The 26,535-nt window shown below is 72.0% G+C and carries 29 protein-coding genes and 1 pseudogene; 13 read left to right on the top strand and 17 right to left on the bottom strand.

Going from position 1 to position 26,535, the window contains the following annotated elements; all coding sequences use genetic code 11:
* Positions 1 to 243 precede the first annotated feature (243 nt).
* The 5 genes from Q8R60_11920 (at position 244) to Q8R60_11900 (ending at position 4,611) form a co-directional block, all read left to right on the top strand.
* The gene (locus Q8R60_11920) at positions 244 to 1,479 is read left to right on the top strand and encodes an FAD/NAD(P)-binding oxidoreductase (GenBank protein MDP3713174.1); all 1,236 of its coding nucleotides are present in this window, start codon (positions 244 to 246) and stop codon (positions 1,477 to 1,479) included.
* A gap of 11 nt (positions 1,480 to 1,490) precedes the next feature.
* Positions 1,491 to 1,805, top strand: a complete 315-nt coding sequence (locus tag Q8R60_11915; GenBank protein MDP3713173.1) for a TusE/DsrC/DsvC family sulfur relay protein — start codon at positions 1,491 to 1,493, stop codon at positions 1,803 to 1,805.
* A 14-nt stretch (positions 1,806 to 1,819) separates the two neighbouring features.
* Positions 1,820 to 2,359, top strand: coding sequence for a DsrE/DsrF/DrsH-like family protein (locus Q8R60_11910; protein ID MDP3713172.1), 540 nt, complete (start codon positions 1,820 to 1,822; stop codon positions 2,357 to 2,359).
* Between the two features lie 78 nt (positions 2,360 to 2,437).
* Positions 2,438 to 2,812 (top strand): metalloregulator ArsR/SmtB family transcription factor, encoded by a 375-nt coding sequence (locus Q8R60_11905; GenBank protein MDP3713171.1) that lies wholly within the window; start codon positions 2,438 to 2,440, stop codon positions 2,810 to 2,812.
* Positions 2,809 to 4,611, top strand: coding sequence for a SulP family inorganic anion transporter (locus Q8R60_11900; protein MDP3713170.1), 1,803 nt, complete (start codon positions 2,809 to 2,811; stop codon positions 4,609 to 4,611). Before Q8R60_11905 ends, Q8R60_11900 begins: the two co-directional genes overlap by 4 nt.
* A 77-nt stretch (positions 4,612 to 4,688) precedes the next feature.
* Here Q8R60_11900 and Q8R60_11895 read toward each other — a convergent pair whose 3' ends face one another.
* Positions 4,689 to 5,063 carry a hypothetical protein gene (locus Q8R60_11895; GenBank protein ID MDP3713169.1) on the bottom strand — a complete coding sequence of 125 codons (375 nt, stop codon included), beginning with the start codon at positions 5,061 to 5,063 and terminating at the stop codon, positions 4,689 to 4,691.
* A 123-nt stretch (positions 5,064 to 5,186) separates the two neighbouring features.
* Between Q8R60_11895 and Q8R60_11890 the strand changes: the two are divergent.
* Both Q8R60_11890 and Q8R60_11885 read left to right on the top strand, forming a co-directional pair.
* Positions 5,187 to 5,640: pseudogene (locus Q8R60_11890) on the top strand (rhodanese-like domain-containing protein).
* 399 nt (positions 5,641 to 6,039) lie between these two features.
* A complete protein-coding gene (locus tag Q8R60_11885) occupies positions 6,040 to 6,945 on the top strand; it encodes an LLM class flavin-dependent oxidoreductase (protein ID MDP3713168.1) in 906 nt (301 codons plus the stop codon).
* Between the two features lie 15 nt (positions 6,946 to 6,960).
* Here the strand turns inward: Q8R60_11885 and Q8R60_11880 are convergent, their stop codons facing one another.
* The 3 genes from Q8R60_11880 to Q8R60_11870 all read right to left on the bottom strand — a co-directional run bounded on the left by Q8R60_11880 (position 6,961) and on the right by Q8R60_11870 (position 9,208).
* Entirely contained in the window at positions 6,961 to 7,836 is an 876-nt protein-coding gene (locus tag Q8R60_11880; protein ID MDP3713167.1) for a bile acid:sodium symporter family protein, read from the bottom strand.
* A gap of 86 nt (positions 7,837 to 7,922) precedes the next feature.
* Positions 7,923 to 8,168: a hypothetical protein gene (locus tag Q8R60_11875; GenBank protein MDP3713166.1), complete on the bottom strand. Its 246-nt coding sequence runs from the start codon at positions 8,166 to 8,168 to the stop codon at positions 7,923 to 7,925.
* Positions 8,165 to 9,208, bottom strand: a complete 1,044-nt coding sequence (locus Q8R60_11870; GenBank protein ID MDP3713165.1) for an anti-sigma factor antagonist — start codon at positions 9,206 to 9,208, stop codon at positions 8,165 to 8,167. The genes Q8R60_11875 and Q8R60_11870 overlap by 4 nt, the downstream gene beginning before the upstream one ends.
* A gap of 86 nt (positions 9,209 to 9,294) precedes the next feature.
* Here Q8R60_11870 and Q8R60_11865 point away from each other — a divergent pair, with 86 nt between their 5' ends.
* Complete coding sequence (locus tag Q8R60_11865; protein ID MDP3713164.1) at positions 9,295 to 10,131, top strand: GAF and ANTAR domain-containing protein; 837 nt, start codon at positions 9,295 to 9,297, stop codon at positions 10,129 to 10,131.
* 27 nt (positions 10,132 to 10,158) lie between these two features.
* Here Q8R60_11865 and Q8R60_11860 read toward each other — a convergent pair whose 3' ends face one another.
* From Q8R60_11860 to Q8R60_11850, 3 genes are all read right to left on the bottom strand, one after another.
* Positions 10,159 to 11,781, bottom strand: coding sequence for a PQQ-binding-like beta-propeller repeat protein (locus tag Q8R60_11860; GenBank protein ID MDP3713163.1), 1,623 nt, complete (start codon positions 11,779 to 11,781; stop codon positions 10,159 to 10,161).
* A gap of 75 nt (positions 11,782 to 11,856) precedes the next feature.
* On the bottom strand, positions 11,857 to 12,252 hold the full coding sequence (locus tag Q8R60_11855; protein MDP3713162.1) for an OsmC family protein: 396 nt from the start codon (positions 12,250 to 12,252) through the stop codon (positions 11,857 to 11,859).
* Positions 12,249 to 12,647 (bottom strand): DUF302 domain-containing protein, encoded by a 399-nt coding sequence (locus Q8R60_11850; protein MDP3713161.1) that lies wholly within the window; start codon positions 12,645 to 12,647, stop codon positions 12,249 to 12,251. The genes Q8R60_11855 and Q8R60_11850 overlap by 4 nt, the downstream gene beginning before the upstream one ends.
* Positions 12,648 to 12,733: 86 nt before the next feature.
* On the opposite strand from Q8R60_11850, the gene Q8R60_11845 reads away from it, so the two are divergent.
* From Q8R60_11845 to Q8R60_11835, 3 genes are read left to right on the top strand one after another with little or no spacing between them, the layout of a single operon-like run.
* Entirely contained in the window at positions 12,734 to 14,893 is a 2,160-nt protein-coding gene (locus Q8R60_11845) for an MMPL family transporter (GenBank protein MDP3713160.1), read from the top strand.
* A 17-nt stretch (positions 14,894 to 14,910) separates the two neighbouring features.
* Entirely contained in the window at positions 14,911 to 15,180 is a 270-nt protein-coding gene (locus Q8R60_11840; protein MDP3713159.1) for a DUF2892 domain-containing protein, read from the top strand.
* Complete coding sequence (locus tag Q8R60_11835; GenBank protein MDP3713158.1) at positions 15,156 to 15,419, top strand: metal-sensitive transcriptional regulator; 264 nt, start codon at positions 15,156 to 15,158, stop codon at positions 15,417 to 15,419. The genes Q8R60_11840 and Q8R60_11835 overlap by 25 nt, the downstream gene beginning before the upstream one ends.
* A gap of 35 nt (positions 15,420 to 15,454) precedes the next feature.
* On the opposite strand, the gene Q8R60_11830 is transcribed toward Q8R60_11835, so the two are convergent.
* The 4 genes from Q8R60_11830 to Q8R60_11815 are packed head-to-tail and all read right to left on the bottom strand — an operon-like array spanning position 15,455 to position 18,799.
* Entirely contained in the window at positions 15,455 to 16,396 is a 942-nt protein-coding gene (locus Q8R60_11830) for a hypothetical protein (protein ID MDP3713157.1), read from the bottom strand.
* On the bottom strand, positions 16,393 to 16,815 hold the full coding sequence (locus Q8R60_11825; protein ID MDP3713156.1) for a hypothetical protein: 423 nt from the start codon (positions 16,813 to 16,815) through the stop codon (positions 16,393 to 16,395). Before Q8R60_11825 ends, Q8R60_11830 begins: the two co-directional genes overlap by 4 nt.
* Before the next feature lie 60 nt (positions 16,816 to 16,875).
* Positions 16,876 to 18,312 (bottom strand): hypothetical protein, encoded by a 1,437-nt coding sequence (locus Q8R60_11820; GenBank protein ID MDP3713155.1) that lies wholly within the window; start codon positions 18,310 to 18,312, stop codon positions 16,876 to 16,878.
* Positions 18,313 to 18,337: 25 nt separating this feature from the next.
* Positions 18,338 to 18,799, bottom strand: a complete 462-nt coding sequence (locus Q8R60_11815; protein MDP3713154.1) for a universal stress protein — start codon at positions 18,797 to 18,799, stop codon at positions 18,338 to 18,340.
* A gap of 55 nt (positions 18,800 to 18,854) precedes the next feature.
* Between Q8R60_11815 and Q8R60_11810 the strand changes: the two genes are divergently transcribed.
* Positions 18,855 to 19,292 (top strand): hypothetical protein, encoded by a 438-nt coding sequence (locus tag Q8R60_11810; protein MDP3713153.1) that lies wholly within the window; start codon positions 18,855 to 18,857, stop codon positions 19,290 to 19,292.
* 4 nt (positions 19,293 to 19,296) lie between these two features.
* Here Q8R60_11810 and Q8R60_11805 read toward each other — a convergent pair whose 3' ends face one another.
* Positions 19,297 to 20,925: a hypothetical protein gene (locus tag Q8R60_11805; GenBank protein ID MDP3713152.1), complete on the bottom strand. Its 1,629-nt coding sequence runs from the start codon at positions 20,923 to 20,925 to the stop codon at positions 19,297 to 19,299.
* Positions 20,926 to 20,943: 18 nt separating this feature from the next.
* Entirely contained in the window at positions 20,944 to 21,903 is a 960-nt protein-coding gene (locus tag Q8R60_11800) for an NADPH:quinone oxidoreductase family protein (GenBank protein MDP3713151.1), read from the bottom strand.
* A gap of 240 nt (positions 21,904 to 22,143) precedes the next feature.
* Between Q8R60_11800 and Q8R60_11795 the strand changes: the two genes are divergently transcribed.
* A complete protein-coding gene (locus tag Q8R60_11795; GenBank protein ID MDP3713150.1) occupies positions 22,144 to 22,782 on the top strand; it encodes an NAD(P)H-dependent oxidoreductase in 639 nt (212 codons plus the stop codon).
* Here the strand turns inward: Q8R60_11795 and Q8R60_11790 are convergent.
* Genes Q8R60_11790 through Q8R60_11775 form a run of 4 tightly spaced genes read right to left on the bottom strand, consistent with a single transcriptional unit; the run spans position 22,779 to position 26,404 of the window.
* Positions 22,779 to 25,013, bottom strand: a complete 2,235-nt coding sequence (locus tag Q8R60_11790; protein MDP3713149.1) for a heavy metal translocating P-type ATPase — start codon at positions 25,011 to 25,013, stop codon at positions 22,779 to 22,781. The genes Q8R60_11795 and Q8R60_11790 overlap by 4 nt on opposite strands.
* Positions 25,010 to 25,867, bottom strand: a complete 858-nt coding sequence (locus Q8R60_11785; GenBank protein MDP3713148.1) for a hypothetical protein — start codon at positions 25,865 to 25,867, stop codon at positions 25,010 to 25,012. The genes Q8R60_11790 and Q8R60_11785 overlap by 4 nt, the downstream gene beginning before the upstream one ends.
* The gene (locus Q8R60_11780) at positions 25,867 to 26,082 is read right to left on the bottom strand and encodes a heavy-metal-associated domain-containing protein (GenBank protein MDP3713147.1); all 216 of its coding nucleotides are present in this window, start codon (positions 26,080 to 26,082) and stop codon (positions 25,867 to 25,869) included. Before Q8R60_11780 ends, Q8R60_11785 begins: the two co-directional genes overlap by 1 nt.
* A 28-nt stretch (positions 26,083 to 26,110) precedes the next feature.
* Entirely contained in the window at positions 26,111 to 26,404 is a 294-nt protein-coding gene (locus Q8R60_11775) for a metal-sensitive transcriptional regulator (protein ID MDP3713146.1), read from the bottom strand.
* Positions 26,405 to 26,535: the final 131 nt, after the last annotated feature.

Raw genomic sequence — 26,535 nt, 5'->3', positions numbered from 1 at the left:
CAGCGCGCAGCGTCTGTGGCAGCAGGGTCCTTGGTCCCGAAACAGCAGTCCGACCGGCCCCCAGGCTCGTGGCGTGGTGTGGCGGTACGCCGGTGCACAACTCCCTCACCCGCGCTCCGACGGTCGAGCTGACTCTGCCCCCGGTGTAGGGACCGATGCGCCGCGGGCGGGGACCTTCGACCCTGTGGTTCAGGTGCACGGATCGAGAGACTGACTACAGGCAGATCTCGAGGAGGAGTCGTGATGAGAAGGGTCGTCGTTCTCGGAGCAGGCACCGCCGGAACCATGGCGGTGAACAAGCTTCGGCACCGGCTGGACCGGTCCGACTGGCAGATCATCGTGGTCGACCAGGACGGTGACCACCTCTACCAGCCCGGGCTCCTGCTTCTTCCGTTCGGGGTCTACACGCCAGAGGAGCTGGTGAAGCCCCGTCAGCGGTTCATCCCGGACGGCGTCGAGCTGGTCCTCAGCGAGGTCGACCGGATCGACGCGGCGGCCAACCAGGTGCAGCTGCAGGACGGCAGAACGCTGGAGTACGACTACCTGGTCATCGCAACAGGCACCTCGCCGCGGCCGGACCAGACGCCAGGCATGGCAGAGGCTGAGTGGCGCAAGAGCATCTTCGACTTCTACACCTTGGACGGCTCGACGGCGTTGCGCGACAAGCTCGCCAGCTGGACGGGCGGTCGGCTGGTGGTGCAGATCGTCGAGATGCCCATCAAGTGCCCTGTGGCACCGCTGGAGTTCGCGTTCCTCGCGGACGCGTTCTTCGAGGAGAAGGGGATGCGGGACAAGGTCGACATCACCTACGTGACGCCGCTCGAAGGCGCGTTCACCAAGCCGATCGCGTCCCAGCACCTCGGCGGGATGCTCGCAGACCGCAAGATCGCGCTCGAGGGCGATTTCATGGTCGACCGGATCGATCCGACCACGAAGACCTTGGTCTCGATGGACGAGCGGGAGGTCCCGTTCGACCTTCTGGTGACCGTGCCCCTCAACATGGGCGCAGACGTCATCGCCCGATCCGGGCTGGGGAACGAGCTGAACTACGTACCGGTCGACAAGCACACCCTGCTGTCCACTGCGCATGACAACGTCTTCGCGATCGGCGACGCCAGCGACATCCCAGCCTCCAAGGCTGGGTCGGTTGCGCACTTCTCCGTCGAGCTGTTCGTCGAGAACTTCCTCCAGCACGTCGCGGGCGAGCCGATGACGCACCCGTTCGACGGTCACGCCAACTGCTTCATCGAGTCCGGGCACGGCAAGGGCCTGCTCATCGACTTCAACTACGACACCGAGCCCCTCACCGGGAAGTACCCCGTCCCCGGGATCGGGCCGTTCACCCTGCTCGAGGAGAGCCACGCCAACCACTGGGGGAAGCTCGGCTTCCGTCACGTGTACTGGCACCTGCTGCTCCCCGGTCGTCCGATTCCGCTGCCGGCGCTGATGACCATGGCCGGCAAGCACACCGACACGTGAAGGAGACGAGCATGCCTGTCACCGAGCTCAACGGTCACCAGGTCCACGTCGACGACGAAGGGTTCTTGACCGAGTACACCGAGTGGGACGAGGACCTCGCGAAGGTCCTCGCCAACCAGATCGGCATCGACCTCACGGAGGGGCACTGGAAGGTGATCCGCTTCCTGCGCGAGGACTTCGCGACGCAGGGAGAGACCGCCACGGCCCGCCGCGTGCAGACCGTGGGCGGTGTTCCCGTGAAGGAGCAGTTCGTGCTGTTCCCGAAGAAGCCGGCCAAGAAGATGGCCTACATCGCAGGTCTGCCCAAGCCGCACGGATGCGTGTAGAGGAGAACGAGATCATGACCATCACCGAGACCACGACCGCGATCGTCCCGAACTTCGACGACGACGAGAGCAGCACCGACCGCAAGCTCGCGATCATCTGCTCCAAGGGCAACCTCGACATGGCCTACCCGGGCCTCATCCTCGCCAACGCAGCGCTCGGCGAGGGCGTCGAGACCATGGTGTTCTTCACCTTCTGGGGCTTCGACATGATCACGAAGTCACGGATGAACGACCTGCAGTTCAGCCCCGCCGGCAACGCCGCGATGCACCTTCCCGGCATGGACGCCCGCCTTCCGCAGGCCCTGGCACCTCTGCCGGGCATGACCGCGATGGCGACCCACATGCTGAAGAAGCAGATCGCCGACATCGGCGTCCCGGAGGTCCCCGACTTCCTGGACCAGATCGTCGCCGCCGGAGGTCACCTGTGGGCCTGTCGCCTGTCGGCCGACATGAACAAGCTCACCCACGCCGACCTGCGCGACGACGTCGAGGGCATCATCAGTGCCTCCGACTTCATCGAGATGACCGCAGGGGCTCAGCTGTTGTTCATCTGACCCGCGGCCATTGCCCCACCGCTTCCGGTGCTTCTTCGTTATTTGACAGATCTATCAAGTAACGAGGACAGTGAGCGCATGCCGTTCACCGCGGGACGACCCCTGACCGATGCGAAGGCCGAGCTGTTCAAGGCCTTGGCGCATCCGGCGCGGGTCCGCGTCCTGGAGCTGCTCGCGGAGGGTGACAGCACTGTCGGTGAGCTCGCCGAGCAGGCCGGGCTCGAGCTCAGCCACCTGTCCCAACACCTGAGCGTGCTACGCCGCGCCGGGATCGTCGACAGCCACCGGATCCGCACAACGGTGATCTGCTCGCTGCGGGACCAGCAGACCGCCGAGCTCCTGGCCGTTGCTCGTCGGCTCATCGGCGCGAACGCCCGACACGGCCAGGCGCTACTGGCGGCGCTCGACGGCGCCGACGACGCAGTGGCTGCCGCCGGGCGGGCCCTGCCGTGACTCGGCCCGCGGTCCGGCGCGCGCTGCGCCGGCTGCGCGCACTGCTGCCACGCTGCTCCGACTACCGCGGGCTGCGCCGGTCGTGGCCTCGCGACCTGGCGGCGGGGTTGACCGTCGGCATCGTGGCGCTCCCGCTCGCCCTCGCATTCGGCGTCGCGACGGGCGTCGGGGCAGCGGCCGGGCTCATCACTGCTGTCGTCGCCGGGGTGGTCGCCGCAGTCTTCGGCGGCTCGCACCTGCAGGTCTCGGGTCCGACGGGCGCGATGACGGTGGTCCTGGTGCCGCTGGTGGCCTCCCGCGGTCCCGAGGTCGTCTACCCGGTCGCGGTGCTGGCTGGGCTGTTCGTCATCGTGGCGGCGGCCCTGCGATTCGGGCGGCTCCTGGCCTACATCCCGTGGCCGCTGATCGAGGGGTTCACTGTCGGGATCGCCGTGGTCATCGCCGCGCAGCAGGTCCCGAACGCCCTGGGCGTGGCCCAGCCCGACGTCGACAACGCCGCCTCCGCGGCGGTCGTCGCCGCAGTGCGGTTCGCCGACGACCCGCGTTGGCCCGTCCTGGGGCTGCTCGCGCTGTCCCTCCTCGTGACCGCGGGGCTGCCTCGGCTGCACCGGTCGCTCCCGGCGAGCCTGATCGCGGTCGTCGTGGCCACCTTTGTCGCCGAGACCGCCGGCGTCGACGCCGCCCGGATCGGCGCGCTCCCGTCGTCACTTCCGCTGCCCGCCCTGCCCGACCTGACCGGCCTGGCCTCGTTGCTCGGCCCGGCGGTGGTCGTCGCCTTCCTCGCCGGGCTCGAGAGCCTGCTGTCGGCCAAGGTCGCGGACGGCATGAGCGACGCGCCCCGGCACGACCCGGATCGCGAGCTGTTCGGCCAGGGACTGGCCAACGTCGCGTCAGGGCTGTGCGGCGGGATGCCCGCGACCGGCGCGATCGCCCGGACCGCGGTGAACGCCCGCGCCGGCGCGCACACCCGCGTCGCCGCGATCGTGAGCGCGCTGGTGCTGGCCGCCGTCGTCTACGCCGGGTCAGGGCTCGTCTCCCGCATCCCACTCGCCGCGCTCGCGGGCGTCCTCATGGTCACGGCCTGGCGCATGGTCGAACGCCACAACGTCCGGGCGGTCCTGAGGTCCACCCGCGGCGACACCGCGGTGTTCGCCCTCACCGCCGTTGCCACGATCGCGCTCGACCTCATCGCGGCGATCGTGCTCGGACTCGCCCTCGCCGCCGTCCTGGCCCTTGCCCACCTCGCCGAGACGGCCCAGGCAGTCCCCGAGCCGCTCGCCGACGACGGGATCGACGACGCCGCCGAGCACGCTCTTCTCGCTGCCCACGTGCTGACGTACCGCATCGACGGGCCGCTGTTCTTCGCCGCATCCGCCCGCTTCCTCGCCCAGATCACGGCCGTTGCCGATGTCCGCGTCGTGATCCTGCGCCTGTCCGGCGTCGGCATGCTCGACGCGACCGGTGCCCGCGCCCTCGGCGAGGTCGCCGAGCAGCTCCACGAACGCGGGATCACCGTCCTGCTCAAGGGCGCCAGCCCCGACCACACCCGGCTGCTCCACGCCGTCGGGACGCTCGCGCCGGTCGCGGCCCGCAACCACGTCTTCGAGACGCTCGCGGAGGCCCTGGCTCACGCCCGCCAGCACGTCGCCCGGCACCGCCACGAGCTGCCTGAGTCACCGAACGACGAGGCGCATGCGGAAGAGCTCCTCGAGCAGGCCGCACTCCTTGGCGGTGTCGGCACTCGTGTCGGGGCCGTGGACGCGGCCGTCGACGTTGTCCCGGGCGGTGAGCATCCGTAGACGTCCCCTGATCTCCCTGCGGTGTCAGGAGCGAGGTCCAGCAACGGGACTGCGGCGTCGGGTACTGCACTGGTCGTCTACGAGTCGATGTTCGGCAGCACAGAGCGGATCGCCTGCGCGATCGCCGAGGGAATGAGACGTGGTGTGGGCGTCAAGGCAGTCGAGGTCTCGTCCGCGCCGACGACCATGCCGGCGGGCCTTGCGCTGCTGGTAGTAGCGGGGCCGACGCACACCTTCGGTCTCAGTCGTCCGTCCACGCGCACCGCGGCGCTCGAGAGGCCGAGCGGCCCCTGGTGTCCCAGGGCCGCGGCATCCGGGAGTGGCTGGCCGAGCTCGCTCCGGGGCTCGGCGTGCCGGGGCAGGCCTTGGTCCACGGGCTGTGCGCGCTCAGCCGCGCCCGTCCGCCCGGCGCGCGCGTCGCGGCGATCAACCAGGTGCTCGAGCAGCAACACACTCGGCTGCGTGCACCGTGCTGATGAACGTTGGCGCTGGTCTCCCTGAATCTTTGCCGCGGCGCCGCACCCCTGCCACGGCGCGGAGGCGTGGGTAGGGTCTGGTGAGGGAAGGCCGTCGTCATGACCAGCATCAGCCGAGCGGCTCGAACGCGGCAAAAGGACCCGCAGAACGTGCCGCGGTCAGAGGGGAAAGCGGACCTTTTGGTCGTGGACACCACGTGGGGCGAGGTCCAGCCCCTGGAGCCGGTGCCCGGTGTCGTGGCCGTCGGAGAGCTCGAGCTGATTGCCTTGGTGGACGGCGGCGCTCTGCTGGTCGACTCCCGCGTGCCGGATTCCCGCAGCGGGGTGTCGCTGCCAGGTGCCGTGAATGTCCCGCACGACGAGGTCGCCGAACGCCGTGGGGAGCTTCAAGCGGACGTGGTCGTGCTGTTCTGCAACGGACCGCAGTGCCCACAGACGCCCGATGCGCTGCGGTCGCTGGTGGCTGCGGGCGTCGAAGCCTGACCGCTTGCGGTACTACCGGGGCGGGCTGCACGACTGGATGACGCTGGGGTTCCCGACCGCCGCAGTCTGAGGCGCGGCAGATCCTCGCACCTGCGCGAGTCGTCAGGTCAGCTCGCGAAGTAGCCCGGACCGCCAACACTCGACAGCCCGAGACATCCGCGGACCGTTCGACGGATGGCGGATCACGCTTGAGCTCAGGCCCCGACAGCACCAGACTCTGCGGACAAGCCCGCCTGGCAGTCTGGGGGTCAGAGGTTCGCGTCCCCTCAGCTTCACCCGTGTGACCAGGGCCTGTGACCTCGACCTCATGCGCCCTGAGTCTTTCGTGGTTCCGTTCCGGTTTTCGCTGCGGAGCCGGGACCGGTCGGGTGGTGGAACCGCGACAGGCCGGCCGAGTAGTGCTCGACTCCTCCCACGCCGAGGTGAGCTCCCCGACGATCTGGGGCTAGGTTGCCTCATGCACGTGGGGATGACGCTGCCGGTGATGGAGCCGGACCTGTGGGACCGCGGGAGCGCGACCCTCGAGGAGTGGGCCCGGGTCGTGGACGACGGCCCCTTCTCCTCGCTGTGCTTCGGCGAGCGAATCGCCTTCGCAAACCCAGACGCGCTGACCCTGCTCGGCGCGGTGTCGGCGTGGACCCGCCGTGCGCGTCTGGTCCTCACGGTGGTGGTGCCTCAGCTGCACGAGGCACCGCTGCTCGCCAAGGCGCTCGCGACGGCTGACCAGCTCTGCGCGGGGCGGCTCACCGTCGGCGTCGGGGTCGGCGGGCGCCAACAGGACTACCTCGCGGCCGGCGCCGACCCGTCGACGCAGACGATCCGGGGCATGCGCGAGCGGGTCCTCGAGCTGCGCGGGGTGTGGGCGGGCCGCTCCCTCGTGGAGGGCGTGCCTCCCATCGGGCCACCGCCGGTCCAGCACGGCGGACCGCCCGTGCTGGTGGGGACGATGGGTCCCAGGACGCTGCGCGACGCCGGCTCCTGGGCGGACGGATTGGCGGGCGTGACGCTGGACCTCGACACCGTCGCGGCGGCCGACCTCTTCGCGCTGGCCAGGACGTCGTGGCAGGAAGCGGGGCGCTCCGCGCCGCTGCTCACGACGTCCTTCTGGTTCGCCCTCGACGACGGGGACGGGAGGGCGCGCGCTCAGGTGCACCGGCACCTGCGGCACTACATGGACTGGCTGCCGCTGTCCCTGGTCGACGCGATGGCCCCGACGACCGGCTTCGCGGGGACTGCGGCGCAGCTGCGGGACGTGCTGCTCCGCTTTGCGGACGCGGGAGCCGACGAGGTGCACCTCATCCCGACGAGCTCCGACGTGCGACAGGCGCACGAGGTGGCGGACCTCCTCGGGGTGGACCCGTCGCTGCACGGCTGACGAGGCCTGACGACGTCAGCCCTGAGCAAGCGTGCTGGCCCGCCGCCCCCTGGTGATCGTGTAGCCGAAGGCGGTCGCGAGGACGTACATCACCACGGAGTAGACCGCGCTGGGGATGGCCACCTCCGTGCTGTCCAGCACGGACAGCGCGATGGTCAGCGCGATCGTCGTGTTGTGGATGCCTACCTCCATGGAGCAGGCGATGGCCTGCCGCTCGTCGAGCCGCATGACACGGGCTCCGGTGTAGCCGAGCAGCAGGCTGATCGCGCAGAACAGCCCCGTGACGAGGCCGACCTGCTGCGCGTAGTCGACGAGGTTGTCGCGCTCCCCGAGCAGCGCGCCCGTGGAGACCAGCGCCAGCACGACGATGGAGAAGACCCTCACGGGGCGGTCGGCCTTGCTGGCGAAGGACTCCGAGCGGGAGCGGACGACCATGCCGGCCGCTACGGGGACCAGCACGATGGCGATGACCTGGAGCACCTTGCCGAGTTGCAGGCCGAGGTCGCCCTCGGCGTCGAAGTGCGAGATCGCCAGGTTGGTGATGACCGGGATGGAGATGGCGGCGAGCACCGAGTTGATCGCCGTGAGGGTGATGTTGAGAGCCACGTCCCCGCGGAACAGGTGGCTGAAGAGGTTGGCGGTCGTCCCGCCGGGTGACGCTGCGAGCAACATGACGCCGACGGCGAGCAGCGGGTCGAGGTCGAAGGCCTTGACGAGGCCGAACGCGACCGCTGGGAGGACCAGCACCTGCAGCACGAGCGCCACGGCGACCGCGCGCGGTGTCCGCGCCACCCGGCGGAAGTCGTCGGGTGTCAGGGACAGGCCTAGGCCGAACATGATGATGGCAAGGGCGATCGGCAGGCCGACGCTGATGAGCGCGGAGTCGTTCATCGCGCGAGCATGCCGTACGGCGGGCAGAGTGAGTCGGAGCAGTCAGCGCGATGGGCGTCCTCACGGCGCACCTGTCTGTCTCGCTCCTACCCGGGGTCCTCGGAGTAGGGGATCGGATGGTTGCGCCCCAGCTCGGTGAAGCGCTCGTTGAGGGCGTGGACGATGCGGTCGCGCTCCGGGTCGGTGGCGGTCATCGCGCCGTGGCAGACGGCCTCGAGCTCCAAGGCGGGCGCCATGCCGCCGAGGGCGAAGTAGCGCATCCACAGCTCGTGCTGGGTGAGACCGGCGTCCTGCCGTGCAGCGTCGAGAGAACCGGAAGCCGGGGTGCTCACGACCCTTCTCCCTGCTGGTAGGCAGGACCGGGGTCGGGCTGCACCGGGTCCGGTGCCGTCGTGCTGATGACCTCCGTGCACACGTGGAGCAACGGCTTGCTGGTCTGCCTGCTGATCTCGGTCAGGACGCGGTACGCCTCGTCGGGCTGCAGTCGTCGGCGGCCCATGATGATGCCCTGGGCAAGGGCGATGACCTCACGGGAGCGCAGCGCCTCGCGAAGATCCGCGTCGACGGAGTCGACGGTCGCGGTCGGATGGGCGGCGAGGAGGACGCGCGAGGCCTCCTGGGCGAACAGCGTGGCCCACTCCTGCTCGTGCGAGGCCAGCGCGTCCGGCGCGCGGCTGTAGACGTTGAGGGCCCCGAGGGGACGGTCGCCCGACATCAGGGGCGTCGACATGATGCTCTCGATGCCGTGGGAACGGGCGCGGGGCACGAACAGCGGCCACCGCGGCTCCGACTCGAGGTCCTTGGCGCTGAACAGCTCCCCGTGGGTCGCCGCGTCGAGGCACGGACCCTCGCCCGTGTCGTACTGGTCGTGGTCCATCTGCAGCACCACGTCGTTGCTCGCAGCGACCGTGCGGAGCTCCCCGTCACGGGGGAGCGTGATGCTGACGCCGTCTGCGCCTCTCATCACGGCCTGGCTCATGACAACTACGAGCCGGAGCGAGGCGTCCAGCAGGCTGCGGGTCAGGGTGGTGCGGGCGGCCGTCGCCAGGTCGGTGGCGAGCCGACCCTCCTCGGCGGTGCTGGCCTCGACATGGAGAGCTCCGGTGAGCCCGGTGAGCGCGAAGAGCCTGCGTAGGCTCGCCGAGGCAGCGCGGATCGAGAGCTGCGAGTCGAGGGACTGCAGCTCGTTGCTGGTGTGCACGAGCTGCCCGAGCCCCCTGGCGTCGCAGAACGACACCAGCGCCATGTCGACGATGACGGACGGCGCGCCGGTCGCGACGGCCTGCTGCAGCAGCGTGCCCACGAGCGCCGCGCCCTCGACGTCGATCTCCCCGGCGAGCATGACGAGGGCGACGCCGTCGCTCAGGCGCATCGACCCAGAGAACGCCGGCGTGGCGTTCATGGCAATGCGCTCGCGGGCGGGTGTGGCGTGAGGCGGGTCATGCAGGGGCCTGACGTGTGGAGCGGGTCGTATCCTCACGAGTCGAAGACGATGCCGACTCTACGCGCATGGCCTTCTCCGTCGAAAGCAGTCCCGTGAATGATCACGACAGGCCAGGCGCAGACGTGGGTGAACTGCCCGACGTCGCGCCGTCGCGACGCACGGAGCTGGAGCGCAACCTGGTGGACATCGCCTCGGTCCTGCTGAGTCCGCGCGGTGCGGCCACCACCGCGCAGCGCGTCCTGACCGTCGCCGTCAGCGCCATCGAGAGCTGCGACGAGGCCGGCCTGTGCGGCGACAGCGGGGTATTCCCGCCCTGCGTCCCCACGCCCCTGATCGCCACGCTCGACGGGCTGCAGAGCCGGACCGGCCAGGGTCCGTGCGTCGACACGCTCGGCGGGCTCGACACGGTCTACGTGCCCGACCTGTTCGACGACCAGCGGTGGTCGCTGTTCTCGCCGGAGGCAGCTCAGCTCGGGCTGCGCAGCGTGCTGGCGTTCCGGCTGTCCGTTGAGGGTGAGACGGTCGGAGCGCTCCAGCTCTTCGCATACCTCCCCGGAGCCTTCAATGCCCACGAACGCGCGCAGGGTCTGGTCTTCGCCACGCTTGCGGGCCTGGCGCTGGCGCTAGCGCAGGCGCAGGCGCAGGACGAGCTGCGGATCGAGAACCTCGAGGCGGCGCTGTCGTCCCGCGAGGTGATCGGCCAGGCGCAGGGCATCCTGATGGAGCGGGAGCGGATCACCGCGGAGCAGGCCTTCCAGCTGCTCCGGCGCTCCTCGCAGCACCTCAACCGCAAGCTCCGCACGGTCGCCCAGGACGTCGTCGACTCAGGCCTCACGCCGGACGACGCCTGACCCTGTCGTTCGCCGCCGCGCTGCTTTCTACGACGCGACCCGATAGGCGACGAGGCCGCCCGGGTTGCTGGGGACCCCCGCGAGGTCGACGGTGCCGCCGGCGTCACAGGGCGCGAAGACCGTGTGGTGGGCGACGGCCACGCCGGCGCCGACGCCTAGGCAGTTGCCGAAGCCACCGTCGGAGGCCACATCGCGCTGCAGGACAGGCAGACCGTTCTCCGCATCGAGGCCGAGCAGCGAGCCGCTGTCGTTCAGCGCGTAGAGCACGCCGTGCGCGGCGCTGATCGGCTGGTAGGCGAAGGCGTCGAGCCCCGTGCTGGAAGCCCAGTCGAGGTCGCCGGTGTCGCGGCCGAGGTCGAGGACGAGGTCAGGGGACGCGCCGACGTGGATGCCCGTCTCGTCGACGGCGGCAGTCGCCGAGTGCATCGCGGGCCCGCCGGGGCCGGCGAAGATGCGCCACCGCGCCGCCATCGTCTCGGTGCTGACCGCGTGGAAGACGCCGGCCTTCTGCATCGCCGCGACGACAGTCTTTCCGTCGGAGGCACGGTAGAGGTTGGGCGACGCCCCGAAGTCGAGGTCGAGCTCGCCGCACTCGGCCGCCGCGGAGGTGTCGAAGAAGGTCGGCAGGTCGGTGCCCGTCGTGTCGCCGAGCGCCCCGCAGGCGGGGTTGTTGGGGTAGCCGATGACGTCGTCGAGGTCGGCGTGCTCGGAGATCCCGGAGTAGGCCCCGACGACCGTGCCGAAGGTGGAGCGGCGCGGGTCGGCGTCGATCCTCAGCAGCGCGTTGTTGTAGGGGTGCTGGCGAGAGCGGCCGTCGGAGTCGGCGGTGCCCGCGTAGAGGTGGTTGGTCTGGGGGTCGAACGCCGCCGTCGACCAGATGCCCGTCCCACCGAAGCCCTCGGCGTACTCCTGCTCGGTGAGCGACAGCGAGCGCTTCACGGTCGTGCCGTCCTTGGCGTCGAGGAAGTACATCGGGACGCGGGCACCGTCGCCGGAGCCGCCCGCGAGAGGCACGAAGACGAGCCGCTTGCCACCGGCGCGGAAGACGACAGGGCTGGCGTTGATGAAGGTGCCGTTGCCGGCGACGCCGTTATCGAGGCGCGCGCTGGTCCAGCGATCCGCACCTGTCGAGGCGTCGAGCGCGACTGCGAAGCTCCCGGCCGGCTGGTAGGTGTCGGTGACCACCGGCAGGGCGACCTCGCCGCGGGTGCCCTTGCTCGGAGTCACGAAGACCAGGCCGTCGGAGACGGCGAGGCCGAGCACCGAGCCGTCGAGTGTGCGGTGCCAGACGAGCTCGCCCGTGTCGGCGTCGAGGGCGACGACGTCGCCCTGGTCACCGAGGTAGCCCTGGCCGAACGTCAGGTAGACGCACCCGCCGGCCACGACCGGCGTCGACCGCATGCCCCCGGTGGCGCCCACAGAGGCGGCCGCGAAGGACCAGGCGGGGCGCAGGGCGCCGGCCTCGGCCGGGCCGATGGTCGTCTCCGCGGGCTGGGTGCGCGAGTTGCCGAGGTCGGCGTTGAGCCCGGTCCAGCTCCCACCCGGGTGCTCCCTGTCGGTGCAGGGCCGCGGCCCTTCAGGGCGCAACCGAGGCGCGGCCGACGCGCTGGTCGTCACCCCCACGAGCAGTAGTACGGCGACGACGGACATCCCTCTGAGAGCTCGCACCTGGCGACCGTGGCACGCGTGGGCTCGTCGTCGCTGTCAGGCAGACGACATCGGGGCTCAGGGTGCGAGGCGCACCGTCACGTCGGGTGGTGCCTGCAGTGTGTTGTGGACGGTGCAGTGGGACGCGACGGCCAGCAGCGCGGCGCGACGCTCCTCGGGGACTCCCGGAGGGAGAGTGAGCTCGACGGTGATCGACCCAACGCGGGCGGGACGGTCGGCCATCTCCGCCGTCGCGTGGACGGCCAGGCCCTCCTCGGACAGGCCGTGGCGGCGCAGGTAGCTGTGGGCGTAGTGCGCCACGCAGGACGACAGGCTCGCGACGAGCAGCTCGACCGGTGTCGGTGCGGTGTCCTCGCCCCCTGCATCGACGGGCTGGTCGATGTAGAAGGTGTGGCCGCGGGTCTCGATCGCGAAGCGGTCGCCGCGGACGTGGTGGACGCTGGCCGTGATCACGCCTCGCTCCGAGGGAGCCGGTCGCGCGCCAGGCGCAGCCGGGCGCCGGCCTCGTCGGCGACCTCCTGCAGGCCCGGACGGTCCACGACGGTGACCATCAGCTGCGGGTCCATGGCCTGCACGACGGTGGTGTCGCCGTCGACGCGCACGGTCACGTTGCAGGGGAGCAGCAGCCCGATCTCGGGCTCGAGGCCGAGAGCCCTGTGCGCCAGGGGCGGGTTGCACGCACCGAGGATGAGGTACGGCGCGACGTCGACGTCGAGCTTGGCCTTCATGGTGGCCTGCACGTCGATCTCGGTGATTACCCCGAAGCCCTGCTCGGCGAGAGCCTCACGGACCTGCTCGACGGCCTCGTCGAAGGCGAGGGAGGTTCGGGTGGTGATGGCGATGTCCATGACAGCGAGGTTAGTACCCCAGGGGGTATTTGACAAGTACCCCCGGGGGTATCACAATGGGCACACACCACGACCCGAGGAGCTCCATGTCGTCCCTTTCCACGTCCCAGCGCTCGGTGCTCGAGCCCGGCTACGGCGAAGCCCACGAGCACGGGCCGCTCGGTCGCCTCGGCCTGCTCGTCGCCCGGCGCCGTCGCGCGGTGTTCGTGGTGTGGGCACTGCTCGTCGTGGTGCTGGGTGCCTTCGCGCCGCGCGTCGAGAGCGCTCTCGCCGGAGCCGGCTGGGAGGCCTCTGGCTCGGAGTCGGTCGAGACGCGCGACGTCGTCCAGCGCGAGTTCGCGGGGCTGAGCAGCGCTGCCCTGATGGTCGTCCTTCACCGGTCCGACGGTCCGGTGCTCGAGGGCCCGGGCGCCGTCGCGGTCGAGCAGGCCGTCGGGCTGCTGGAGGCAGATCCGAGGATCTCCTCGGTCATCGGGCCGCAGCCCGGCCTGTCGGTGTCCGAGGACGGTCGCACGGCGATCGTGCAGGGGGGTGCCGCGACGCCGAGCACCCACGAGCTGGTCCGTGCCGCAGACGACCTCAAGGGTCCGCTGCGCGAGCTCGGGGGCGACGGCGTCACCGTCGCGCTCACGGGGTCGTCCGGGCTGTGGAGCGACTTCAACGAGGCCAACCTCCAGGCGATGCTCAAGAGCGAGCTCTACTCCTGGCCCGTCACCCTGGCGATCCTCGTCCTCGCCTTTGGCTCGCTCGTGGCCGCCGGACTCCCGCTGCTGCTGACCATCACCGGGCTCGTGGCTGCGGCCGGCTCGCTCTACCTCGGCACCCAGCTCGGTGACATCAGCATCTGGGCGATGAACTTCGCGATGATGTTCGCGCTGGCTCTCGGGATCGACTACGCGCTGTTCATCGTCGTGCGCTTCCGCGCGGCACGGGCACGGGCTGTCAGCGTCGAGCACGCCGTGGCCGAGACCCTCGACACAGCGGGCAAGGCGGTGCTCTTCTCCGGCGTCACGGTGCTCATCAGCCTGTCGGCGGTGATGCTCGTCCCGTCACCGGCCTTCCAGTCGATGGCGCTCGGCATCATGCTCGCGGTCGTCTTCGTGCTGGCGGCGTCCTTGACGCTGCTGCCCGCGGTCCTCGCCCGCCTCGACGGCCGCGTCAACGCCGGCGCCCTGCCGTGGGTCACGACGGCGAGCAGCTTCTCGCCGCGGTTCGCCCGCTGGGCCGAGCGCCTCTGGGCGCGTCCCGTGGCTTTCGGTCTCGCGTCGCTCGCCCTGCTGGTCGGGCTCGCGGTGCCGGTGCTGGGGCTGCAGACCGGGATGCCGAGCATCAAGGTGGTGCCGGCGGAGGACTCCTCGCGGGTGGGCTACGACCTCGTCGGCGCGGCCTTCGGTCCGGGCGCGGCCGGCACCCTCCAGGTCGTCGTCGCGTCCAGCGCGCAGGCGGGCGTGGCAACGACGCTGTCGACGGACCCGGGCATCGCGCGGGTGATGCCCGCCATGCCCGGCGGCGGCGACCGCGTGCTGCTCCAGGCGGTGCCGACGACCGACCCGTCCGACCCGGCCACGGGACGGACCATCGACCGGCTTCGCGCGGCGCTGCCGCCGGGTGCGCTGCTGGGTGGTGCCGCGGCGGAGAACCACGACCTCGAGTCCGTCCTGCGGGACAAGACCCCGCTGGTCGTCGGGGTCGTGCTCGGCCTCGGCTTCCTGCTGCTGCTCGTCGCGCTGCAGGCTCCGCTCGTCGCGCTGCTCGGCGTGGTCACCAACCTGCTCGCCACCGCGGCCGCCTTCGGCGTGGCGCGGCTGGTCTTCCAGGAGGGCTACGGCGCCGGACTGCTCGGCTTCGAGTCGCAGGGCTTCCTCGACGCGTGGGCACCGGTGTTCTTCTTCGCGATGATCTTCGCGATCGGCATGGACTACACGGTGTTCCTGCTTGCCAGTGCCAAGGAGCACTGGGAGCGGTCCGGCGACCCCCGTGAGGCGATGGTCGGAGGACTCGCCCACTCCGGACGCGTCATCTTCGCCGCAGCCGGGGTGATGGTGGCCGTCTTCTTCACCTTCGCGCTGTCGGGACCGCTGCCGCCCAAGGAGATGGGCATCGTGCTCGGGGTCGCCGTGCTGCTCGACGCGGCGCTGGTCCGCCTCGTGCTGCTGCCTGTGCTGCTCCGGCTCGCCGGCAGGGCCGCCTGGGCGAGCCCGCGCTGGTTGCGCCGGATCCTGCCCGCCGTCCGCTTCAGCCACTGACCCCCGAGGAGAGCTCCATGACGACCTGCACCCCGCCGGTCGGCGCCTGGCCGACCACCCGCATCCTGTTCGCGCTCGCGGGCACCGTCACCCTGCTGACGAGCCTGCTTGCGGTGCTCGTCAGCCCCTGGTGGCTGGCGATGACCGCCTTCGTGGGCAGCAACCAGTTGCTCTACGTCGCAGTCGGGGCCTGTCCCGTCTCGATGGTCGTGGATCGGCTGCGCGCCCGCACTACTGTCGATCGCATTCCCGAGGAGGACACGTGCAGCTCGACGACGACGCGGTGAAGACCGCGGTCAACAGGCTCCGCCGGGCGGAGGGGCAGATCGCCGGTGTCATCCGGATGCTCGAGGCCGGTCGCGACTGCAAGGACGTCGTGACCCAGCTCGCCGCGGTGTCCCGGGCGCTCGACAAGGCGGGGTTCAGCATCGTGGCCAGCGGTCTCAAGCAGTGCCTCGCCGAAGGCGGCCCTGAGGGTGACCTCGACGTCGCCGAGATGGAGAAGCTCTTCCTGTCCCTGGCCTGACCGTGGGTCGCACGGACGGCATCGGTAGGGGGCGGCTACTGCGGAGCTGACGTCGCTCTGCGACGACGACCGCCGGCCAGGGACCAGGCTGCGAGGGCGAGCATCGGCAGGAGCACCAGCAGTGCAAGGCGCACCGACCGTGTCCACGAGCCGTCCTGCGCTGCCGGTCGACCGAGCAGGTCCTCGAGCGAACCCTCGGCGGCAGGGAGGTCGACGTCCCCGGCGTCCGCGGTGCCACGTCCGGCGGCCACGGCGCTGCCGTCTCCGGTGGACCCACCGTCCGGTGTCGCGGTGGGGGACGTCACGGGGGAGGTGGGGCTGGATGCGGTCACCCCAGCAGCGGGGCCCGTCGTTCCGCTCGTGCTCGTGCCGCCGGTCGTGGACCCTGTCGTGGTGCCGCCGGTCGTGGACCCGCCCGTGGTCGACCCGCCCGTAGTCGACCCTGACGTGGTGGACCCGCCGGTCGTGGACCCTGACGTGGTGGACCCGCCCGTCGTGGAGCCCCCGGTCGTGGAGCCGCCGGACGTGGAGCCTGACGTGGAGCCGCCGGAGGTGGACCCTGACGTCGATCCCCCGGACGTGGTCCCGCTCGTCGATCCGGACGTCTGGGTGGGCTCGGGCTCCGGCGCGGTCGCCGCACGCACGGTGAGTGTCGTCTTGTGGCCTCGCTGCTCATGGGGTGAGCAGTAGAGCGAGTAGGAGCCGGCCTTCATGAGGGCTCCGGTCGTGAAGGTCTCGCCCTTGGCGAGCGACTCCGAGATGCCGAGCCCCGGCACCTCCACCGTGTGCCCGTTGTCCTGGCCGATGAAGGTGAGCTGGTCTCCGTTGTCGACCGCGATCGCGGTGTTGGAGGGCCCGCCGGACGTGGTGCTGAAGTAGAAGCTGCCGACGTAGACCTTCGTCACGGCGGCGTGCGCCGGCAGGGCCACCACGAGGGCTGTCCCAGCGAGCAGTGGTAGAGCGAACCAGCGCTTCATACGGCGTAGACCATCTCTCCTGCGATCGCGCCGGCGGCGAGCAGGGCCCACGCACCGGCAGTGGCCAGCCCCACGTCCAGCGCCGCCGCGCCGCCGTGCGAGGTGTCCGTGGACGCGCGACGGAAGACCCAGTGCGCCGTGAACAGCGTCGCGCCGAGCAGCGCGGCGAGGCTGTGCCAGATCAGGGGCTGGTCCCAACGGGGGTCGGTGAAGACCGAGAAGCCCCGCAGGTCGATGAAGCCGGCGACGATCGTCGGCACGAGGGCGACCACCCCGATGAGCTCGAAGAGCCGGACGCGCTCGCCCCACACGGTCGCTCCGGTGCGCTGCTGGAGAAGGACGCACACCCACGCCGCGACCAGCATCGCGAGGGGGGCGTGGACGACCGCGGGGTGCACGGGCAGGTCGAACGGGTTCACGCAGTGACTATCGGCCACGGAGAGACTGGACTGCAGGCGAACCGCCGGAGATCGACGCGCTCAGTCCGTGACGCGCGAGGCCACCAGCCGCACCTCGGCGGGAGCGCCGGGAGCGCCACCAGGTCGTGAGGTGTACTCCGGCACTCCCACGCAGGTGAACAGCAGCGTGACGAGGTCGTCGGGCTGGCCGAGCAGGGCGGGCACGTCGGAGTCCAGGAAGGTCATGCCGGTGGCGCTCGCCCCGGACGCGTAGGCGGACAGGTGCAGCCGGCCCTCGACGAGTCCGGCGGCGAGCTGGGCGTCGCGGTAGCCGCGGTCGTCGAGCGCGGAGCCGTCGGTCGCGCCGATGACGACGTACGCCGCCTCGGCAGCCAGGGACTGCCCGAGGCAGATCCGCTCCAGCTCGGCCCGCAGGTCGCCGGACGCGAGCGGCGTCGCGAGGTCGGGCCACCGGTAGACGCCGGGCTCAAGGCCGTCGACGCCGTGCGCGACCACCCAGTGCGGCACCTCGATCCCGCGCATCGCCGCAGCCATGGCCTGCTCGAGCTGGGCGCGCGGCAGGGTCGCCGACCGGTCCATCCGGCGCTGCGACCCGCGTCGCAGGACCACCACGTCGAGCGGGTCCGAGGCCGTGACGTCCTTGAGCACCGGACCCACGGGCCAGGGCGCGCCGAGCTCGGCGCGGTCGCCGGCCCGCTGCGCGGTGGTCGCGAGGGGCAGCTCCACCTGCGGCAGGTCGCCGGTGACCGCGGCGCCCCCGGCCAGGGTCGTGGGCAGGCCGTCGCCCAGTGACAGCAGGGTGACCGGGAACTCGTGCACGCCGTCGGCACCGACCAGCGCAGTGACGTCGGCGTCCGGGAAGCGGGTGCGCAGTCGCGGCTGCAGGCCGGCGCTGTCGGCGGCCGCGACCAGCTGCGAGAGCAGGGTCCCGGCGTCCCAGTAGACGTGCCGGAAGGCCCGTTCCGCGTAGCGCCACCCGCTGCGCCACGGCACACCCGCCACGACCAGCGTCGTGACCTCTCCGCCCGCCGCCGGCCCGATCTGCAGGAGGGCGTGCTCGCGGGCGTCGTACCAGTGCACGCCGTCCGGCACGCCCTCGACCCCGCGCGTGCTCGCGTAGACCTCCAGTGGGAAGCGCGCGCCGGCCGACCCCGACGCGCGGAAGAGGAACGGTCCGCTCTCGTGCTGCACCGTCCGCACCACTCCGGCGCCGAGGAAGAGCACTCGCCCCAGCTGCGCGGCATCGAGGACCCGGGCGGGTGAGGGCGCGCCGGCGAGCACGGCGGTGGCGGCGACACCCGGGTCGGGCAGGTCGCGGGGGAGCGGCGTCACGGGGAGCCCCTCGGCGTACGCCTTGGTCTGGGGTGGGCGCAGCGACGGGTCGTTCTGCAGGAGCTCGTGGCGCAGTCGCGGGTCGTCCGGTCGCACGTCCCACGGCCGGTCGGGGGTGTAGGACGTCAGGCGATGGAGCAGGCCGGCGCCGGTGTCGGGATCCACCGCGGCAGCATGCCAGCGGCCGGGCTCAGGACGGAGCTGGTACGACGAGCAGCGGCCGGCGGGCGCGGCGCTCGAGCTCGTGCGCCACCGAGCCGGTGACGAGGTGCTCGAGGAACGCCGCGAAGCCGTGAGCCTGGCCGCCGACGACGAGGAGGTAGGCGTCGACCTCGTCGGCCACCGCCTGCAGGGCGTCCGGGGGCCAGCCCTGCTCGACGCGGACCTCCGACCCGGTGGCTCCCGCCGCCGACACCTCGGCCTCGACGTCGCGGCGCACCTCGGCGAGGTGCTCCGGGGTGAGCGGCGTCGACAGCACCGCACCGCTCGGCTCCAGGGGAAGCCCCACGGCGCTGCTCGGCACGGCGCTCACGACGGCGTCGCGCACGTGCACCACGACCAGGCCCGCGCCCAGCCGGGTGGCGAGGTCGTGGGCCGCGGCGAGCGCGTGCCCCGATCGGTCCTGGCTCTCGTAACCCACCACGATGCGCATGACGACCTCCTACCCCGTCAGCGCCACATGATCCACCTCAGGGGACAGTGGTGCCATGACGTCACCGTCACCGTCACCGACCGCAGCCGAGCTGCACGAGCAGCTCAGCTGGTGGTGGGAGCAGGTGCTGCGACCCGGCCTCGGGGGCCTCACCGACACCGACCTCACCGATGCGCGCGTCGGCGAGCGGCTGGTGTCGGTCGCGTCGCTGCTGGCGCAGCGGGCCAGCTTCCACTTCGGCGACCGCTCGCTCACCGACGACCGGCTGCCCGCCCTGCCCGCCTCGGCCGTCGACGCGTTGCTGCTGCTCGACGAGGCCTGGGCCGACTGGGACTCCGGCGTGCTGTCGGCGGACGACGTGCGGCTCAGGCGCGCCCACCAGGGACCGCCGGGGACGATGGACGAGCGCTACCCGCTCTGGGCGCTCGTCCTGCACGTCAACCGCGAGGTCGTGCAGGCGGGGGCGCAGCTGCTGCTGCTCCTGGAGCGATGACCGGTCAGGTCGTCGGACGCGGCCGACGCAGCAGCAGGGCCGTCCCGACGAGCAGCGCGGCCGCGCCCAGCGGCAGCGCCAGGCCGGTGGCCGGGAGCTGCGGCGACGGTGCGGCCGGCGGGGTGACGACCGGAGGGGCAGCGGGCGGCGCTGCCGGGGGAGCGGCCGGGGCAGCACCGCGGGTGAAGGCGCCGTTGGTCAGCCGCAAAGCCCAGAAGCCGGAGCTGCCGTCGGCGTACCAGACCTCGTCGCGCTCGGGGGCGAAGGTCGGGCTCGCGAAGGCGTCGTTGGCAGCGCCACCCGGGGGGACGGGGCGCACGAAGTAGGCGGCCTCTCGGGGCGCGAGCGGGTCGCGGATGTCGAAGACGCGCAGGCCGGAGGCGAGGAACGAGCAGGCCATGATCCCGGGCTCGACGCGGGTCGGCACGTTGCAGTAGTGGCCGGCGTAGCCGCCGACCGGGCTGGTCGCCCCGGGGTCGTCGGCGAGCGACGCGCGGTTCTCCGGGTTGTTGACGGCGAGCCGGATGTTGGAGACGACCACCGGGGCGGTCTCGTCGCTGATGTCGATGATCCGCGCGGCCCCGACGCGCTCGCCGTTGAAGGCGAGCCGTCCGCCGGAGTCGTTGGAGAACTCGTCCACCTCGACGACGTAGGGCTTGCCACCGATGGTCACCGGGATGGCCGTCTGCGGGATGGTGATCGAGGGCCAGGTGACGCTGCCGACCTCGGTCACGACCGGGTTGGTCACCCGGGCCTGGACCTGGCTGATGTCGAGGATCTGCAGGCCCTGCACGGTGGCGTTGAGGCCGAGCTCGTTGCGCGGGAAGCCGGCGCCCGCCGCGAGGTAGGCGCGGTTGCCGTCGGCGCTGATCTGCACGCCGTGCGTGGCCCATGCTCCGGCGTAGGCGATGGTCGGCGCAGCAGGGTCGTCGAGGTCGATCGCGACCAAGGTGTTAGCGCCGAGCGACGCGGCCCAGAAGGTGCGGCCGTCGGGGGAGAAGCCGCTCTCGTGGCCGAGGACCCCGAGGGGGAGTGACGACCGGAAGACCGGGGCGCGGCAGTCGGCGCTGGCGTCGTAGACGTCGACCTGGCCGGGCCCGACGAGTGCGTTGCCGAGGACGGCGACGACGAGACCGGAGGCCTGGCTGACCACCAGGGACTCGTGGGGGGTCTGCATGGCGGGCGTGGAGAGCGATGCGGTGCGGACCGGGTTGGCCGGGTCGCTCATGTCGAGCACCGCCACTCCGGTGGCGTTGTCCGGCAGGCCCGCGACGTTGCTGGGGAACAGCGTCGTCGTGTCGTAGAAGGCGCACTCGCGGCCGGCGGTGTCGACGTACCTCTCGACCTTGTACCCGCCGGAGACGCCGGAGCGGCCGATCACCTCGACGTTGCAGCGGAAGCCGTCGGCCACCTTGCCGGCCGCGACGTCCGCGGCCGGAACCTGCCCCTGCAGGCCGGTCTCGGGGACCGAGCCGGGGCCGCAGTCGGGACGCGGGACGGGGTCGAGCGACGGCTCGACGACGGCGGCCCGCGAGGGCGCGGCCTGCGCCCCGACGGCCATCGTGGCGCCACCGCCGAGCGCGAGCCCGACGGCGAGCAGGGTCAGTGCCCGGGTGTTGCGTTGCGGTCGCATCTCACGACCCTACGGCGCTCACCGCGGCGCGAGGACGACCTTCGCGCGGGCGCGGCGCTCGTCGAGCTCGAGCAGCGCCGCCGCGGCGTCCTCCAGCGGGTGCGTGCTGCCGACCAGCGGCACGAGCCGGCCGTCCTCGAGGAAGAGCAGCAGCCGGGCCCACTGCTCCTGCAGGTAGGCGGGGTCGCGCATCCAGAACGCCCCCCAGCCGACACCGACCACGGAGAGGTTGTTGAGCAGCAGCCGGTTGACCTTCACCTCGGGGATCGCGCCGGCGGTGAAGCCGATGACGAGCAGGCGGCCCTCGGGGGCCATCGACCGCAGGCTGTCGGTGAAGCGGTCCCCGCCGACCGGGTCGACGACGACGTCGACGCCGCGCCCGCCGGTGAGCTCCTTCACCTGCGGGAGGAAGCCCTCCGCACCGACGACGACGTGGTCGGCGCCTGCCTCGCGCACGACCGCGGCCTTGTCCTCGGTGCTGACCACCGCGACGACGGTGGCACCGAGCACCTTGGCCAGCTGGATGCTCGCGACCCCGATGCCGCCCGCCGCCCCGTGCACGAGGACGGTCTCGCCGGCCCGCAGCTCGGCCCGGCGTACGAGGGCGAAGTCGACGGTCAGGTAGTTCATCGGCAGGGCCGCGCCGGCGGCGAAGGACACCCGGTCGGGGAGCGGGAAGACCATGCCGGGGTCGACCGCGACCCGCTCCGCGTAGCCGCCCCAGCCGGGAAAGGCCGCGACCCGCTGGCCCACGGTGAAGCCGTCACCGCTGACGACCGTGCCCGCGACCTCGGAGCCGGGCACGAACGGGAGCTCGGGCTTGATCTGGTAGAGCCCGCGCGTCTGCAGCACGTCGGGGAAGTTGACGCCGGCTGCGTGGACCTCCACCACGACCTTGCCGGCCGGGTCCGGCTCGGGGAGGTCCACGACCCGCACGGCCTCCGGTCCGTCGAGCGTGGTCACCTGCACTGCGCGCACGTCTGTCTCCTCTGCGTCGGTCCGCCCACCCTAGGAGTCGGCTGGCCGACAGTTGCGGGCCGGCTGCGGTCCTACGGTGCGCTCACCTGACCACTCACCTGACCACTCACCTGACCACTCACCTGACCACTCACCTGACCACTCACCTGACCACTCACCTGACCACTCACCTGACCACTCACCTGACCACTCACCTGACCGCGGCCCCTGTCCCTCGGCCCCCTTTGCGAGGAGACCCCCGTGACGCACCTGCTGCACCTCGACTCCAGCGCCTCCGGTGCCGGCTCGTTCTCCCGCCGGCTCGGACGCGGGCTCGTGCTCGGCTGGAGCCGGCGCGAGCCGGGAGCCGTCCTCACCTACCGCGACCTCGACGCCGAGCCGCTGCCCTTCGTCAGCGAGACCTGGGTGTCGGCGGCCTACACCCCTGCGGACCAGCACGACCACACGCTGGCCTTCTCGTTGTCGCGCAGCGACCAGCTGATCGCGGAGCTCGAGGCAGCGGATGTCCTCGTCATCGGCGCGCCGATGTACAACTTCGGCATCCCCGCCTCGCTCAAGGCATGGGTCGACCAGGTCGTCCGAGTCGGGCGGACCTTCGGCTACGACGGACCGAACCCGGTGGGGCTCGTGCACGGCAAGCGCGCCGTCGTGCTCGCCACCAGCGGCGGTGACGCGCTGCGCTACGAGGCGCTGGGCCTCGACTTCCGCAGCAGCTACCTGCGGGCGATCCTCGGCTTCATCGGCATCACCGACGTCGAGGTGCTGACGCTGACAGGGACGGCCGGCCCGGAGCCGGAGACAGCGCGGGTGGCGGCCGAGCTCGACGCGCTGCTCGACCGCCTCGTCACCCCCGCGCTGATCGGCGCCCAGCGCTCTTAGGCGCTGGGCTTGAAGGCCCGCAGCCGCAGGCTGTTGCTCACCACGAAGACGCTCGACAGCGCCATCGCCCCGCCGGCGATCAGCGGGTCGAGCAGCCCGAGGGCCGCAAGGGGGATAGCTGCGACGTTGTAGCCGAAGGCCCACACGAGGTTGCCCTTGATGGTCGACAGCGTGCGCCGGGCCAGCCGGATCGCGTCGGGCACCGAGCGCAGGTCGTCGCGGACCAGCGTGAGGTCGCTCGCCTCGATCGCCACGTCGGTGCCGGCACCCATCGCCATGCCCAGGTCGGCTTGCGCGAGGGCCGCGGCGTCGTTGACGCCGTCGCCCACCATCGCCACGACGCGCCCCTGCTCCTGCAGGCGCCGCACGTGGGCGACCTTGTCGGCCGGAAGGACCTCGGCGACGACCTCGTCGATGCCGACCGCGGCAGCGACCGCGCGGGCCGTCGCCTCGTTGTCGCCGGTCAGCAGCACGGGGGTGAGCCCCAGAGCGCGCATCCGGGTGACCGCCTCCGCGCTGGTGGGCTTGACGGTGTCGGCGACGGCGACGACACCGCGCAGGGCGCCGTCCCACGCGACCAGGACGGCGGTGCGGCCGAGCTCCTGCTGGCGCCGCAGCGCGTCGGTGGCAGTGGCGTCGAGCGGGACGCCCCAGTCCGCGAGCAGGGCGGGTCGCCCGGCGACGACGGCGAGGCCCTCGACGACGCCCTGCACCCCGAGGCCCTGGTGGCTCGCGAAGGACTCGACGGCGGGCAGGGGGCCGGCCTCCGCGGCTGCCTTGGCGATCGCCCGGCCGACCGGGTGCTCCGAGGCCTCCTCGACCGCGCCGACGACCCGCAGGAGCTCGGTCTCGGTGGTGTCGCCGAGCAGCTCGACGGCCTGCAGGGTCATGGTGCCGGTGGTCACCGTGCCGGTCTTGTCGAGCACCACGGTGTCGACCCGACGGGTGCTCTCGAGCACCTCCGGGCCCTTGATGAGCAGGCCGAGCTGGGCACCGCGGCCGGTCCCGACCAGCAGCGCGGTCGGGGTCGCGAGCCCGAGGGCGCACGGGCAGGCGATGACGAGGACGGCGACGGCGGCGGTGAAGGCCGCGGCGGTGCCCTCCCCGCTGCCGAGCCAGAAGCCGAGGGTGATCGCGGTGAGGACCAGCACGACCGGGACGAAGACGGCGCTGACCCGGTCGGCGAGGCGCTGCACGTCGGCCTTGCCGCTCTGGGCCTCGGTGACGAGGCGCCCGATCTGGGCGAGCTGGGTGTCTCCTCCGACGCGGGTCGCCCGCACGACGAGCCGCCCGCCGGCGTTGACCGTCGCGCCGACGACGGGGTCGCTGGGCGCCACCTCGACCGGCACGCTCTCGCCGGTGAGCAGGCTCGCGTCGACGGCGCTGCTGCCCTCCTCCACGACGCCGTCGGTGGCGACCTTCTCGCCGGGACGCACCACGAAGCGGTCACCGACGCGCAGGTCCTCGACCGGGATCCGCACCTCGGCACCGTCGCGCAGGACCGCGACGTCCTTCGCGCCGAGCTCGAGCAGTGCGCGCAGGGCGGCACCCGCCCGGCGCTTGGCCCGAGCCTCGAAGAAGCGACCGGCCAGCAGGAAGACCGTGACGACCGAGGCGACCTCGAGGTAGATCTCGTCCTCGGTGCTGCGCTGCACGGTGAGGTCGAAGGCCATCGTCATGCCGGGCTCGCCGGCGGTGCCGAGGAACAGCGCGTAGAGCGACCAGAGGTACGCCGCGATCGTCCCCGTGCTGACCAGCGTGTCCATGGTGGCCGCGCCGTGGCGCAGGTTGGTCCAGGCGGCGCGGTGGAAGGGCAGGGCGCCCCAGACGACGACCGGTGACGCGAGCACCAGCGCGAGCCACTGCCAGCGCTCGAACTGCAGCGCCGGGACCATCGACAGCAGCAGGACCGGCAGGCCCAGCACCGCCGACACGACGAGGCGGTCGCGCAGGGCCCGGGTCGGGTCGACCTCCTCGGCCGGCTCGCCTGCGGTCTGCGTGCGCGGCAGCGCCGCGGAGTAGCCGGCGGCGGCCACGGCGGCGAGCAGGTCGTCGGTCGAGACCGTCCCGTCGTGCTCGACGTGGGCCTGCTCGGTCGCGTAGTTGACCGAGGCCGTCACGCCGTCGAGCTTGTTGAGCTTGCGCTCGATGCGGTTGGCGCACGACGCGCAGGTCATGCCGGTGATGGCGAGGTCGACGCTGCTGGTCGGTGTGGCGGTGGGAGTGCTCATGAGCTGGTCTCCAGTCGCAGGTCTGCGGTGCGCACGACGCCGTCGTGGCTGGTGCCGAGGAAAGCGGCGTAGCGACCGGGGCTCGGGACCGTGGTCTCGAACGACAGGCCCTCGCCCTCGGGGTGCACGTGGAGGTAGGCGAGGTCGCCCTCGCGCAGCACGACGAGGTGGCCCTTCGCGCCGAGGTAGTCGTCGAGGTCGCCGGTGACGTCGGCGCCCTGGCGTCGTACGACGAAGGACAGTCGGCTCTGCTCCCCGGCCGCGAGGGCGCCGTCGACGGTGACGGAGTAGCCGCCACCGGTGGAGGTGCGCCGCTCACCGGGGGCTACGGGCTGGGGGAGGTAGGAGCCCGGGACCGTCACGTCGACCGCGAGGGCGCGGGCCGCACGGCCGGCAGGAGCGAAGTCGGCGTAGACGCGGTAGGGGCCGGGGGCGTCGAGGGTGAGCGGCACCTCCCAGGTGCCGTCGGCGGCGCGCTCCGGGTGGAGGTGCTGGAAGCGGGTGAGGTCGCGGCGCACGACGACCAGGTGGAGGTCGCGCTCGTGGGTGGCGTCGTAGTCGGCGAGCGGCGTCCCTGCGTCGTCCTCCACCGTGAAGCGGAAGGGCTGCGTGCCCGTCGTGAGCACCGTGCGCTCGGGGCGCAGGACCAGCCCGTCCTCGGCCACGGCCAGGCCGGTGACGCCCTGCGGGACCTCGGAGTCGGGGGCGCCGCCGTGGCCGTCGTCCATCACCCCGCCGTGCGCCGGCGCCGGCTGGGGGAGCACGGTGCCGGTCACGGTCCCGACGGCGTAGGCCGAGGACCCGGCCGCGACGAGCACGGCGGCAAACAGGCCGAGGCGCACGGGGGTGCGCATCAGGAGACCGCGTAGCCGGCCTCCGCCACGGCGGCGCGCACGGCGTCGTCGTCGACGGGGGCGTCGGAGGTGACGGTGAGCAGGCCGGACTCGAGCTCGACCGCGACGTCGGTGACGCCCGGGACCTCGGAGACCTCCTCGGTGACGGAGGCGACGCAGTGGCCGCAGGTCATGCCGGTCACGGTCCAGGTGGCAGTGATCGAGTCAGCGGTCATGTCGGGGCTCTCCTCGGGGTGGGGTGGGTCAGGAACGGACGAGGCGGGCGATGGCGTCGGAGGCCTCGCGGAGCTTGGCCGCCTGCTCCTCGCCGCCGGCTCGCGCGGCGTTGACGACGCAGTGCGCCATGTGCTCGTCGAGCAGGCCGAGGGCGACCGCCTGCAGCGCCTTGGTGGCGGCGCTGACTTGCGTGAGGACGTCGATGCAGTAGGTGTCGTCCTCCACCATGCGGGCGATGCCGCGGACCTGCCCCTCGATGCGGCGCAGCCGCTTGAGGTGGGCGTCCTTGGTGTCGCTGTAGCCGCGCTGCTCGTCGCTCATGGGCTCAGCATAGATACCCCCCGGGGGTGTGTCAAGACACCCAGGGGGGGTATCTGAGGTCACATCCACGTCACGGGACCGGGCGCACCGCCCGCCGTCTGGTTGGGTGGGTGCGTGACGGACTGAGCACC

The organism is Mycobacteriales bacterium (genome assembly GCA_030697205.1).
GTDB lineage: Bacteria > Actinomycetota > Actinomycetes > Mycobacteriales > SCTD01 > JAUYQP01.
Note: the sequence above shows the minus strand (reverse complement) of the source record. Positions and strands in the feature narration are given on the sequence as shown.